This window comes from Terriglobus sp., assembly GCF_965201105.1.
GTDB lineage: Bacteria > Acidobacteriota > Terriglobia > Terriglobales > Acidobacteriaceae > Terriglobus.
In genome coordinates this window covers 2,968,137-2,980,951 of sequence record NZ_OZ241741.1, presented here as the reverse complement: position 1 = coordinate 2,980,951, position 12,815 = coordinate 2,968,137, and the positions used below count along the sequence as shown (strand labels likewise).

General features: G+C 60.5%; 12 protein-coding genes. 7 read left to right on the top strand and 5 right to left on the bottom strand.

What is annotated here, in order from left to right; genetic code table 11:
- The first annotated feature begins 17 nt into the window (after positions 1-17).
- The 4 genes from ACOFKT_RS13135 (at position 18) to ACOFKT_RS13120 (ending at position 2,944) form a co-directional block, all read left to right on the top strand.
- Entirely contained in the window at positions 18-809 is a 792-nt protein-coding gene (locus tag ACOFKT_RS13135) for an ankyrin repeat domain-containing protein (RefSeq protein ID WP_419804429.1), read from the top strand.
- Between the two features lie 47 nt (positions 810-856).
- On the top strand, positions 857-1,627 hold the full coding sequence (locus ACOFKT_RS13130; RefSeq protein WP_419804428.1) for an ankyrin repeat domain-containing protein: 771 nt from the start codon (positions 857-859) through the stop codon (positions 1,625-1,627).
- A 27-nt stretch (positions 1,628-1,654) separates the two neighbouring features.
- Entirely contained in the window at positions 1,655-2,098 is a 444-nt protein-coding gene (locus tag ACOFKT_RS13125) for a hypothetical protein (RefSeq protein ID WP_419804427.1), read from the top strand.
- Between the two features lie 327 nt (positions 2,099-2,425).
- Entirely contained in the window at positions 2,426-2,944 is a 519-nt protein-coding gene (locus ACOFKT_RS13120) for a hypothetical protein (protein WP_419804426.1), read from the top strand.
- Between the two features lie 205 nt (positions 2,945-3,149).
- On the opposite strand, the gene ACOFKT_RS13115 is transcribed toward ACOFKT_RS13120, so the two are convergent.
- Positions 3,150-3,476, bottom strand: coding sequence for a helix-turn-helix domain-containing protein (locus ACOFKT_RS13115; protein WP_419804425.1), 327 nt, complete (start codon positions 3,474-3,476; stop codon positions 3,150-3,152).
- A gap of 629 nt (positions 3,477-4,105) precedes the next feature.
- Here ACOFKT_RS13115 and ACOFKT_RS13110 point away from each other — a divergent pair.
- On the top strand, positions 4,106-6,124 hold the full coding sequence (locus ACOFKT_RS13110) for a glycosyltransferase family 39 protein (protein WP_419804424.1): 2,019 nt from the start codon (positions 4,106-4,108) through the stop codon (positions 6,122-6,124).
- A gap of 77 nt (positions 6,125-6,201) precedes the next feature.
- On the opposite strand, the gene ACOFKT_RS13105 is transcribed toward ACOFKT_RS13110, so the two are convergent.
- From ACOFKT_RS13105 to ACOFKT_RS13095, 3 genes are all read right to left on the bottom strand, one after another.
- Positions 6,202-8,799, bottom strand: a complete 2,598-nt coding sequence (locus ACOFKT_RS13105) for a transglycosylase domain-containing protein (protein ID WP_419804423.1) — start codon at positions 8,797-8,799, stop codon at positions 6,202-6,204.
- 9 nt (positions 8,800-8,808) lie between these two features.
- A complete protein-coding gene (locus ACOFKT_RS13100; protein ID WP_419804422.1) occupies positions 8,809-9,093 on the bottom strand; it encodes a hypothetical protein in 285 nt (94 codons plus the stop codon).
- Between the two features lie 66 nt (positions 9,094-9,159).
- The gene (locus ACOFKT_RS13095; RefSeq protein WP_419804421.1) at positions 9,160-11,052 is read right to left on the bottom strand and encodes a proline--tRNA ligase; all 1,893 of its coding nucleotides are present in this window, start codon (positions 11,050-11,052) and stop codon (positions 9,160-9,162) included.
- Between the two features lie 165 nt (positions 11,053-11,217).
- Between ACOFKT_RS13095 and ACOFKT_RS13090 the strand changes: the two genes are divergently transcribed.
- Together ACOFKT_RS13090 and ACOFKT_RS13085 are read left to right on the top strand one after the other, a co-directional pair.
- Positions 11,218-11,844, top strand: coding sequence for a TlpA family protein disulfide reductase (locus ACOFKT_RS13090; RefSeq protein WP_419804420.1), 627 nt, complete (start codon positions 11,218-11,220; stop codon positions 11,842-11,844).
- 8 nt (positions 11,845-11,852) lie between these two features.
- On the top strand, positions 11,853-12,392 hold the full coding sequence (locus ACOFKT_RS13085) for a protein-disulfide reductase DsbD N-terminal domain-containing protein (protein WP_419804419.1): 540 nt from the start codon (positions 11,853-11,855) through the stop codon (positions 12,390-12,392).
- A gap of 6 nt (positions 12,393-12,398) precedes the next feature.
- On the opposite strand, the gene ACOFKT_RS13080 is transcribed toward ACOFKT_RS13085, so the two are convergent.
- Complete coding sequence (locus tag ACOFKT_RS13080) at positions 12,399-12,815, bottom strand: hypothetical protein (RefSeq protein WP_419804418.1); 417 nt, start codon at positions 12,813-12,815, stop codon at positions 12,399-12,401.

Genomic DNA, 12,815 nt, shown 5'->3' with positions numbered 1-12,815 from the left:
CTTAAAGGGAGACGTAGATGCGCTTTCCTCAAAATCTGGTGACGCTCCTCTTCCTGAGCACTTCCATCTCGGCGCAATCGACAGATTTGGATAAAAAACTTTTTGATGCTCTCTGTAAGGGAAATACGGCAGGCATACAGATGCTGCTGGACCAGGGCGCTCATATCAACGCCCGAGAAAGCCCTGGTGGTGCAACTCCGCTCATGCAAGCTTCCGGGTGCACAGACCTACCTACAGTCAAGCTCCTTCTGGAGAAAGGCGCTGACGTGAATGCGAACGAGACAGGTGAAGAGTCCCCGTTGACGGAGGCACTGACGGGGCTATCAACCACGCTCGATCCGGATGCCGTAACTGAAACTGTCCGCACATTGATCGACCGGGGTGCAAACATCCAATTCGTTGGGCTGCGAGGAACAACTCCGCTCATGAGGGCTGCCAACGCTGACGTACTCGTACCATCGTTGAATCTGCTACTCGCCAAAGGTGCACAACTTGAAGCACGCGACAACTTCGGCGATACCGCTCTTGCTTTATCCGCAAACGCTAGCCAGCCCGGTGCCATGAGCGCGCTCCTCGCCCACGGCGCTCAGGTGAACACCCGCAACAATAAAGGCGTTACGCCGCTCATGATCGCCGCCAGGACCGGCAACCTGCAGACCGTGAAACTTCTGCTCACCCACGGTGCCGACCCGAACCTGAAAGACAACACCGGCAAAACCGCCGCCGACTACGCCCGAACCGAGCGTGACCTTAGCCCTGCCGCCAAGACTCGCGTCCTTACACTCTTGCGGGCAAACCGTCCAAAATAACCACAGTTCTTTAAGGAGAGACGGAGATGCGCTTTCCTCGAAGCCTGATGACGCTCTTCTTCGTGAGCGCTTCCATCTCGGCGCAATCGACAGATTTGGATAAAAAGCTTTTCGCTGCTCTTCGAAAGGGAAATACGGCAGGCATACAGGTGCTCCTGGACCAGGGCGCTCACGTGAATGCCAGAGACGGAGCGAACGGGGTAACTCCACTAGTCGAGGCTGCCGCGCATACTGATTTGCCGACAGTCAAACTTCTGCTGCAGAGAGGTGCGGACGTAAACGCCCACGCTGCAGACGATGAGGAGCCCTTGAGTGCGGCTTTGATCGGCCCATCAAGTGTCTTGGTCCCCGAAGCTGTAATCGCAACGGTTCAGTTGCTCATCGACCATGGTGCAGATGTTCAGTTTGCGGGCACGCGAGGCAAAACACCGTTGATGTGGGCGACGGGCAGGGAAAGTCTCCTTCCAGCATTGACGTTGCTCCTCGGGAAGGGTGCGAGATCGGACACGCGGGATGATGCAGGTGACACCGCTCTCGCCTGGTCGGCGAAGAATCTGCAGCCGCCAGCCATGAGCGCGCTCCTCGCCCATGGCGCTCAGGTGAATACCCGCAACAACAAAGGCATCACGCCGCTCATGATCGCCGCCAGAACCGGCAACCTTCCGATCATCAAGCTCCTGCTCACCCACGGCGCCGACCCCAACGTAAAAGACAACACCGGCCAAACCGCCGCCGACTATGCCCGCACCGAGCGCGACCTTCGCCCCGCCACCAGAACGAAGGTCCTTACACTCCTGCAGGCAAACCGTTCAAAGTAACTACACGAACGAAAGAGTGACGCCAAGATGAAACATTGCCGATTATCTTTTTTGTTGCTCTTTAGCGTTATCTCGAACACCGCGCGTTGTCAGCTTCCACCGGACTATAGCAACCTCCTCTTCAATCTGGGTCGCCCAGAAATGACGAGGCAGGAAGCAGACGAGATTATCAGCGAGGCGAGAGCGCAGCCAGATCTGCGTAAGGAACTGAGTGCCAAACTACCGAACCTACTCGAAACGTCAACGGATAGGCTGGTGATCATCACTGAAGCTCGAATGGCAGGAGAGTTACAAATTGCTGCGGCTGCCACAGCGTTAGCGAAGCTTTTGGATCGCCGCGACACCCAGCTTTTTATGCCTAGTACCATGACGAGTCGATATCTCCTTGCAGAAGATCCGGTCGGCAAGGCACTCGCCGACATCGGTGAGCCCGCATTACCGGCCTTGGAGGCGTCCCTCGGAAAGTGCTAATGGGGAGACAAGGCAAAGAACAGCAGCAGTGCTCATCCTGATGAACACTTCCAAAAGCTTCTCTCTTCTTCGACACCACGTCTCTCACGAGCAGGACACCCGCCTGCATCGCTACATCGCAGGAAATCTGGCACGAGCGGAAGAGCTGAAACACGAGAAGTAGCCAAACCTTGTCAAGCCCCCACCATCCCTAAACCAAGCCACAACAGCAACTTACAGCTGGCATGGTATTTCCCTCCACCCGCGTAAACTGGAAGAGCACACAAAAAGCAGCAGCGGGCCAGCCCATCGGGGGGCTGGCCCGCTGCTATTTGGAGAGGTCAAACAATGGACGAGTACACAGGAGACTATCCGGGGTTCCCAAGCTGCAAACACATCAAAGCGAATGGAGAAGTCTGCGGATCGCCCGCCATGAGCGGACGGCACTTCTGCTACTACCACACCCTGTACCGCCGCCGGAACAAGCCCAACAAGAAGACAACGCGCTGCCTCAACGTCCCCGTCGTCGACGCCGAAGACAAGTGGCACCGTGTCGAAGCCATCGAGCCCTTCGCCAAGCGATACACCCTCGGCCCCATCGAGGACGCCGCCTCCATCCAGGTCGCCCTCTCCACCGTCCTCAACGCGCTCGCCGACCAGCGCATCGATATCCACCGCGCCTCCACCCTCCTCTACGGCCTCCAACTCGCCGCCACCAACCTCCGCACCCTCGGGAACACATCCCCCGCCGCCCCGTCCGCCACCCCCGAAACCACCGCAAGTCCTCTGCCGTCAGGAACTTGCACGCAAGTTCCTCTCACAGAAGAACTTACCCCCGTACCCCCAACCCAACCCCGTTCAGAATGAAGAACTTACAAAACTCGATACGGGGGGTGGGCGGGCGGGCAACGAGCTATCGTTCCGCCAAAAAGAAAAACCCTCAAGCATGCCTGAGGGCCTTTCTTCAAAACAAATTTGTCACAAGTTCAAAACGTGGCAGGAACCATCAGCGTGCTGCTTCCAAAAACACAGCCTGCCGATTTACGTAGCGGTTTGCCAGATTCGATCAGGTTTACAGATCGCGCAGCAGGTCAGACAGTGAAACGCGCATACCAAGCGCAATCACTTCCAGCATCGGCAGCGAAATCGACTTGCGACCGCGCTCCACATCGCTGATAAAGCTGCGGTCGATCCCAAAATCGGTCGCCATGCGCAGCTGTGTCATATTGCGTTCGCGGCGAAGTTCGCGAAGACGAAGGCCAAAACGCGAACTTACATCGCGCGGCAACGCCTTTTCGGTTGGCGCCGGTCGGTAGTTTCCTAATGAGCCCGCAAGGGCAACCGGGGGAATTAGGGCAGGACGGCTCGTGGGTGCGTACGACAGTCGTTGGAAAGACATGGAAGATCTCCTGGGATTGGTTGGCGCTGCAGATTTTTATCGAATGCTGCTCTGCTGTTCGCCGATATCAGATACAAGTCGTGCATGGTTTTCTCTCGGCTTAGGCTCCAGACCACTCCCCGGATGACTATGCCGATTAAGAGAAATCTTATCTGAAATTGTCAGATGCACGTCGGCGACTGACGACGTATGCGTCAGAATGCGCCACAGGCAATGAAGTTTGCACCAGCCTTGGGGCAGCGAAACCCAAAATTCACATCCGGGGCGGCGTGCTCGCTGCAAATTGAGGAGTTTGATCTCGCGTTCTGCGCGTTCTCGACCAGCCGGCTCAACCGTCCCAGTTCGCTGCCGCCACGATCGGGCACCAGCTCTCTTGCACTATGCCTGACTTCCGCGCTGTAACTGTCGCTCATGAGCAGCACCATCGGACGCCGCCGACACTTGTTGCATATGCACGACAAATCTGACTGATTTTGGTGAGTTCAGACCGCCGTCGCGTGCAGGACAACGTGTAAATGCTCGTTCGTCACCCATGACGGGGAGCCGTGTCGATACCTCTGTTTGGCTTCCTCGCACCACTAGCGGATCTCCACCTGTCGCTTCGAAGACTGTTCAGCGAGTGGAGCGCTATGCTGACGTGCATGCGCATTCACCGTTCCGCGTGGCGCGAGTCGTGGCACTGGTTCGCGGCAGCACTGCTGCTCGCCGTATTTGCCGGGCAGCTGGTCCATATCGCGCGTCTTTACTCGGCCAACTGGGACGAAGCACACCACCTGTACGACGGCTACAAAATCCTTACCCTCCGCGACTACCGCGCCAACGCCGAGGTCCCGCCGCTCATCAAGATCACGGCCGCACTGCCACTGCTGCATTTGCATCCGGCCATGCCGCCGCCGGAGGGCGATTCCCAATCGCAAAGTGCATTTCTGGAAGGCCGCACCTTTGTCTTCTCCAATGGCGGCGACCGCCTCCTGTTCCCCGCGCGCCTCATGTGCATGCTCTTCACGCTCGGGACGGCGGCGCTGATCTACGCGACGGGACGGCACCTCTTCGGCACAACCGCCGGCCTGCTGGCGTTTGGCCTGTTCACGTTCGATCCGCTGGTCCTCGCGCACGGTACGCTCGTCTCCACTGATATCGGCAGCGCGTGCTTTTTCTTTGCGGCTGTTTTCGCGTGGTATCACTACACGCAGCGGCCATCGGCAGCCTGGCTGCTGACCACGGGCTTGGCTGCCGGGCTCGCCATGGTCACCAAATACACCGGCATCCTGGTCGTGCCTGTCCTGCTGCTACTCCTCGTTGTGGAGGGCGCGCAGACGCGTCGTCTCACCCCATTTGTGCGCCGCCTGGCTGCCTGTTGCGGAGCACTGGCCTGCGCCTGGCTGACTATCTGGGCCTTTTACAGCTTCCGTGATGCGCCCGCGCCCGCAGGCATGCAACTCTCACCCACGCTCGGCCCGTACCTGGCAGCAATGCCGGGCAAGGGACTTGGCGCAATGCTGGCGTTTGTTGCGCGCCTGCACCTGTTGCCACAGGCGTACCTGTGGGGCCTGGCAAACACGAAGTACACCGAGTACGAATACGTCAGCTACTTTTTCGGGCACATCTATCGCCACGGACCATGGCAATACTTTCCGGCGGCGTTCCTGATTAAGTCCACGCTGCCGTTCCTTCTTCTGCTACTGCTCGCGCCCTTTATCCTGCGCACGCAGACACATGACCTCGCGAAGAAGCTTCTGTACCTTCTGCTCCCGGCCGCGATCTATTTCCTCGTCATCACCGCTTCGCACTTCGACATCGGCGCTCGTCACATGATGCCGATTTACCCGTTTCTCTATGTAATCGCGGGTGCCACGGCTGCCGCACTGCTGCGTCGCGGTCCGGTGTTTGCGTCGATTGCGGCCGTGCTCTGTCTGTGGCAGGTTGGCACCAGCCTGCATGCCTCGCCCAATTACATGGCCTACGGCAACGAGGCGTGGGGCGGCCCGCGGCAGGTCCGCCGCTATCTGAGCGATGCCAATGTCGATTGGGGCCAGCAACTCAAAACCGTCAAGCAGTACCTCGACACCAATCACATCACCAACTGCTGGTTCGCGTATTTTCCAGATGGCGCTGTGCAGCCCCAGGATTACGGCGTGCACTGCAAGCGCCTGCCCACTGGAAGCAACACGTGGTGGTTTCATCTGCCCATGAACGTGCCGCCCGTGATCGACGGCACCGTCCTGATCAGTGAGAGTGATCTGGACGGCGTCGAATCCGGCGACGGCGCCATGAATCCCTATGAGAGCTTTCACGCTTTGAAGCCTGTGGCCATCCTGCAGGACGGCGTCTACGTTTATCAGGGCCGCTTTGCCGTGCCGCTCGCCGCGTCCTGGTATCAGGTGCGCGAGTCGCGCGATCTGGCCAGGGCCGGCCGCAACGCGCAATCGCTGCAGGCTGCGCAAACCGCCGTTGACCTAGCGCCCGAGTCGCCACGCGCTCAGTTGCAACTCGCCGACCGTCTCGCCGCACAGGCGTTGTGGCTCCAGGCGCTGGAGCACTACCGGCTTGCGCAACGTGACCTGGAGCACCAGCGCCCCGACCTGCAGGGCGACGAACTTGGTCCCGCCCTCGCGAAAGGCTTACAAGAGGCGCAGGCGCACCGGTAAGCAGGGCAGTGCTCGACATTGCTGCCTTGCCTCAAAAGACCAATCCTTTACCTCCGCCGAGGTCGCGAAAGACACGCTTACTGCGGCGGAGAATCGGGTGGTGGCGAATCGTTCTTGTGATCGCCGCTGCCAAACAACTTCTGGAAGAAGTTGCGATGTTTACGCTCCTGGCCGTCGCCGGCGTTGCCGTCCGTAGCCGCATTGCCAGCACCGTTGCCAGTTGCAGTACCATCCGGCGAGCTGCTTCCGCCACCCACACCGCTGAAGCTGCCCAGCACATCGCCCAGGTTGCCGCTGCCGCCGCCCATGCGGCTGCAGGTGCTTTGCGGCTGCGTGCCTTCCAGAAAGGCCGCCATGTAGTCGTTGGGGCAGGTTTCGTCGGCAAGCAGGTTGGTCGTCTTGTCCAGCTTGACTTGTGTAATGCCGTCCGGCGCGGTGAACGCCTGCATGTCGCTGTACTGCGGCAGCTTCGCGGCGCGATTCATAAATTCGGCCCAGATGGGCGCGGCGGCTACGGCGCCCGTCAGCTTGATGTCGGTGTAGTCGTCGTTGCCGACCCATACCACGCACAGCAGGTTGCTGGAATATGCGGCGAACCACGCGTCGTGGCTGGTCCCGGTTTTGCCGGCGGCTGGTGCCCTGAAGCCCTTTTGCCGCACGGCAACGCCATAGCCGAAGTTCATCACGCCTTCCAGCAGCGATTGCGTAAGGTAGGCCGCCTTGGGGTCCATCACCTGCGAGGCCTCGGGCGTGAAGTCGGCAACGATGTCTGCCTTGTCGTTGCGTACGGCCTTCAGCATCCAGGGATTGATGTGCACGCCACCGTTCGCAAACACGGTATAGGCGCCGGCCATATCAAGCGGCGTGGCGTCATACGCACCCAGCGCCACGGCCGGCGTGCCCTTGGCATTGGCGATGCCGCTGGCGCGGCCCAGTGCGGCCACGTTCTCAAAGCCGACCTGCTGACCCAGCGAAACAGTCGCGTTGTTCAACGAGTGTGCCAGCGCATAGATCGCCGTCACGGTGCCATGGAACGAACCTTTGAAATTGCGCGGGGTGTACGTGGAGCGGCCGTTGTCATACGTGAAGGTTGTCGGCACGTCGCTGAGCGGCGTCACCGCGGTGAAGAGACCACCGCCGCTCTGGTTGCCCTCGTCGTCCACGCTGCCCCCAAGCTGCTGGCCGCGCACCGTGTCCATCTCTGCCGTGGCGTAGACGAACGGTTTGAAGATGGAGCCGGTCGGCCGCTTACTGGTCGCGTGGTTCAACTGCGACTGGCCATAATTGCGGCCGCCCACCAGCGCCAGCACCTGGCCGGTGTGCGGGTTCAGCGCCACCAGCGACACCTGTGGCATGGGGAAGTTCGCCTCGCCATGGTGCAGCCTGCGGACCTCTTCGTCCACCTGACGCATGCCCGCTTCCACAGCTTCGCTGGCGGCCTTTTGCAGGTCGGGGTCAAGCGACGTGTAGATGCGCAGGGTTCCGCTCTGCGTGGTGTCGCCCAGGCGATAATTGAGCTGGTCGTGGACCAAGTCGACGAAGTATGGTGCTTCGTTCGCGTCGATATTCTGCGGCACCAGGTGCAGCGGCTCGCCCTGCGCGATTTCGGATCGGGCCTGGGTCAGCGCGCCCGTATCCACCATCGACTTCAGCACCAGGTTGCGGCGCTCCAGGGTGCGCTCCGGATGCCGGAATGGGTTGAAGTAGTTAGGCCGCTGGATCAGGCCCGCGAGCATCGCCGCCTCGGCCACGTTGAGCCGCGTCACGTCCTTGCCGAAGTACGCCTGCGAAGCCTCACCGAAGCCGTTGATCGCGAACGATCCGCGCTGGCCCAGGTTGATCTGGTTCGCGTACATCTCAAAAATCTGTTCTTTGCTGAATCGCGATTCCAACTGCAGCGTGATCATGATCTCGCGCAGCTTGCGGCCGATGTCCTTCTTGGGTGAGAGAAAGAAGCCGCGCGCCAGCTGCATGGTCAGCGTCGAGCCGCCACACTCCTTCTTGCCGCTCATGGCATCTTCAAAGGCACACCCGGCAAGCCGGTAAAAATTAACGCCGCCGTGCTCGAAGAAGCGGCGGTCTTCGATGGCGGTAACCGCTTGCACCAGCACCTTTGGTATCTGCGAGTAGGTGATCAGGCGGCGCTTGGTGCGGTTCTTGTCTTCGCTCAGGCCGGTAATCAGCTGTGGCTCCAACTCGTAGGTGCGCAGCTCCACGCCGTTGTCTGCGGTGATCTTCGTGATGCTGGTGCCGTCGTCGGTGATCGTCGCGCCGTCGGGCGAGTGAAACGAAGCGGGGCCAGGCTTCACGCTGATGCTGTCGCCGGAAAGCTGGTAGGTGCCCATGCGCGGGTTCACGTTGTAGCCGGCCTTGCGCAGGTCCTGGCCAATCTCCGCAACGGTGAAGTGCTGGCCGGGACGCACCTCGCGCGGCGCGGCATAAATCTGCGACGTGGAAACGAACAGCGGCCCCGCGGCCAGCCGGTCGTCCACAATGCGTTCGTACTGGTGGTAGTAGTAGCTGAAGGTAATGGCGCCGATGATGCCGGCCACCAGCGTTAGCGTGACGATAAGCAGCAAAGCGCGTTTCCAGAACGGACGCCGTGCCCGCGAGCCGCGTGGCGCGTTTGCGTCGTAGCGAGCGTTGCCGTTGCCGAGCTTTACCTTGACTGCCATGCGGGTACGCTACCGGCGCGACAACTCATCGATGCGGCCTTCCAGCTTTCCAGTAATGGTGTAGAAGGTCATCAGATGATTGTCGATGGTATCGAGTCGGTCGCGCACTTCCCTCATATCCGCAGTTTGGCGGTCGCGCACATCCTTCATGTCCGCGGATTGCCGGTTCACCACGGAATCAAGCATGGTTTCAATGCGGGACATGCGCACGTTTGACTGCATCCACGCCAGCACGATCAGCACAAAGGAGCTGGCGACCGTCACCATGATCGACACGAACTGAAGTTTGTTCATGACCGGTACTCCCTTTTAAAAGATGCTATCAGCAGTGTGAGCCACCCTTTACAGCTGAAGTGAGCGTTAGGCGAGTGACGCCGCCGCAAGCCGATTCCGGACCGCGATCAGCACGTCATCTACGGCGATGTACATCGTTGTGCCCTGCAGGCGGTCGACCAGCTCCACCTGCCCCTCTGCCAGTTTCTTGCCGACGTTGATGCGGTAGGGCGCGCCGATCAGGTCGGCGTCCTTGAACTTCACACCGGCGGAGCCGTCGCGGTCGTCCAGCAGCACGTCGATCTTCGCGGCGTGCAGTGCCGCGGCAATCTTCTCGCCCGCCTCGGCCAGCGCGGTATCGCTCTGCTTGGTCACCGTAACGACGACCGGGTAGGGCGCGATCGAAACCGGCAACACATAGCTCCACTCACCGCGATCATTCTTGCCATGCTTCGCGGCACTCTGCTCGATCGCCGCGGTCAGGATGCGCTCGATACCAATGCCATAAGAACCCATGATCGGGGTGGTTTCCTTGCCGTTGCGATCCAGCACGCGCGCGCCCATCGACTCGGAGTACTTGTAGCCAAGCTTGAAGATATGCCCGATTTCAACCGCCTTGCCGCGACGCAGCGGCAGGCCGGCGACAGGGTCGGGCTCGCCTGCGCTCACGTTGCGGATGTCCGCCGCGACGGTCCAGGTGAAGTCGCGGCCGGGCGTCACGTTGCGGTAGTGGTAGTCGAGCTTGTTCGCGCCGGCGACCAGGTTCTTGCGGCCTTCCAGCGCGGCGTCGAGCACGACCGTGGCGGCGCGCTCATTCTTGAACGCGTCCGAGACCTCGGCGCTCAGCGATTTCGCTTTCGCAAGCGCGGCAGCATCGTAGAAGCCGCGATTGATGGCGAACGCGTCCGCCGGCAGCACGGTCAAGCCGATGGGGCCGAGGTAGCCCGCGGGGCCGTTGAAGTACTGTTCCAGCTCCTGCGGCTGCATGGGCCGCAGATCGTCGCAATGCGCCGCGCCCGCCAGCTTGGTTTCGTTCACCTGGTGGTCACCTCGCAAAAACGCGATAACCGGCTTCTCCAGTGTGGTGCCGTCGGGGCCGGGCGCCTGGCCCATGTACGCCACGCACTTAATGTCCTGTGCGGGCAAGATGCCGAAGAACTCGGCGACGTCCGCGATGGCTGCTTTGCCGGGCGTGTGTACCAGCTCGGGCATGCCGTCGCCAGTTGGCTCCAGATCCTGAATGGCATCCAGCTTCGACGTGGCCTTTTCCATGTTTGCGGCGTACAACACATTGCCGTTGTCATCGCGCGCGCTGGCGATCCAGTCCTCGCCGGCCTCGGTGTAGACCATGAACTCCTGCGATTGCGATCCGCCCATGGCACCGGAGTCGGCTTCCACCGCGACGAACTCCAGGCCGCAGCGCTTGAAGATGCGGCGGTAGGCTGCGTCGTGCAGGTCGTAGCTCTTGTCCAGGCCGGCCGCGTCGATGTCGAAGCTGTACGAGTCCTTCATGGTGAACTGCCGCACGCGCAAGAGGCCACTCTTGGGCCGAGGCTCATCGCGGAACTTGGTCTGGATCTGGTACCAGATCTGCGGCAGCTGCTTGTAGCTGCGGATCTCGTTGCGCGCGATGGAGGTCATCACCTCTTCGTGCGTCATGCCCAGCGCCAGCTCGGCGCCCTTGCGGTCACGCAGGCGAAACATGTTGTCGCCCATGCCGGTCCATCGGCCGCTTTCTTCCCACACCTCGCGCGGGTGCAGCGCGGGCAAAAAGAACTCCTGCGCGATACGGTCCATCTCTTCGCGAACGATGGCCACGATCTTGTTGACGGCCCGCGTACCCAGCGGCAGGTAGCTGTAGATACCCGCGCCCAACTGGCGAATGTAGCCGGCGCGCAGCAGCAATTGGTGGCTGGCGACCTCGGCGTCGCTGGGTGCTTCGCGCAGGGTGGGAATGAAAAGTGTGGACCAGCGTTGCATTGTTCTCCGGTGTGCTCGCCGCGTTCCCGCTTCACGGGGCGGCGTATCGGTTCATTTTACTTGCGTGTCACAGGGCCTGTTCTGACCGTGGCTGCCTTCTATGCAGGTACTTCGCATCGTTCCACCCCGCCCGGTAATCTGTTACAGACGAGGGTGAGCAGGCGCATGCGGAACGTGCTGGTAGGTGGGTTGATCGTGGTGGTCGTGGCGTTGCTGGTCTGGTCCGGCATCAGCAGCAATCGGCGGCGTAAAACGGACGAGGCGGAGCAGGCACAGGTGCAGGCGCTCCGTGTGGACAAGCCGGGCGCGACGGCCTCGATCAGCGAGGCGTCAGCCCAGTTCGGCTCGGCACCGGACCTGCGCGGAAAAACCGCTCCCGTTTTTGCGCTGACCAGCATGGACGGCAAGCGCGTAAGCCTAGACGATTTGAAAGGAAAGCCGGTGCTGCTGAACTTCTGGGCCACATGGTGCGCGCCGTGCAAGGTGGAGATGCCGTGGTTTGAAGACTTCAGCAAAAAATACGCGGCGCAGGGTCTGCAGGTCGTCGGCGTGAACGAGGACGACGAGGCCAAGCCAGACAAGCTGAAAGCCGAGGTTTCCGACACCGTAAAACGCCTGAACGTGACCTACCCCATTCTGCTGACCGATCACAAGGTGGGCGATGCCTACGGCGGGCTGGATATGCTGCCTGCAACGTTCTATATCGACAAGGCAGGCGTGGTGCGCGGCGAGGCGATCGGTCTTGCAAGCCGCGACGAAGCCGAAGCGAACGTGCAAAAGATCCTGCAATAGGAGCACACATGCAAGCCGTTTCCACACGTACGCGCGTCACCTATGCCATCTGCTTTGCAACGGTGCTCATGCTTGCATTTGCGGCGATGTTCCTGGTGGTCAGGCGCATTGGCGCGCAGGCGATCGACCTGAGCCAATCGTCGAAGCCGGCCGCCAGGGGGCACGTGCAGTTCGCCGCGGAGCCTCAGATCGTGGCCGCCAACAAGCCCGCGACGGTGCTGCTGCACTTCCACGTTGATCCGGGCTTCCACATCAACTCCCACACGCCCAAGAGCGAGATGCTCATTCCCACCAGGATCGCGATTGGCGAAGGTGATGGCATCAAGGTGCAGACGGTCGATTTTCCCGCGGGCCAGCCGTACAGTTTCAGCTTTGAACCGCAAACCAAACTCGATGTGTACACCAATGACGTTGTACTGACCGCACACGTAGTCGCGCAGCCCGGTCAGCGCACGCTCATCGCCGTGCTGAAGTACCAGGCCTGCGACGCGGCCGCCTGCTACCCGCCGAAAACATTGCCGGTCGAGCAGCCGTTTACGGCAAAGTGATGTGTACTAACGCAGCCCTAGCAAGGCACACCCATACAGCAGCCCAGCAGCACCTGCCACCAACAGATGGGATGAGTGGAACCTGGCCTTCCCTGTCGAGACGGCTAAGATTTGCATAAATGCTGAAAAGACTGCTCCCGCACACATGTAGAGCAGTGCTATGCCCGGAAGAATAGCCGTTTGCTTGCCCATGGCATATACGAAGTAAAAGCCCCCAAAGATGACAGCAAGAATGATCCAGAGGAGCACCGATATCAACGCCCACGTCAACGGCCTCATCCACGCAGTCGGATTGTTTCTCAGATCGAAACTTGTAGCAACCTTGGTCGGAAGTGATCGGTAAGTTGTAACCAACCTGATCACATAGATCAGAAGTAATGCGTTAAACGGCCCGAGATAAAGCAGCGGCAGCATAGAAGGCAT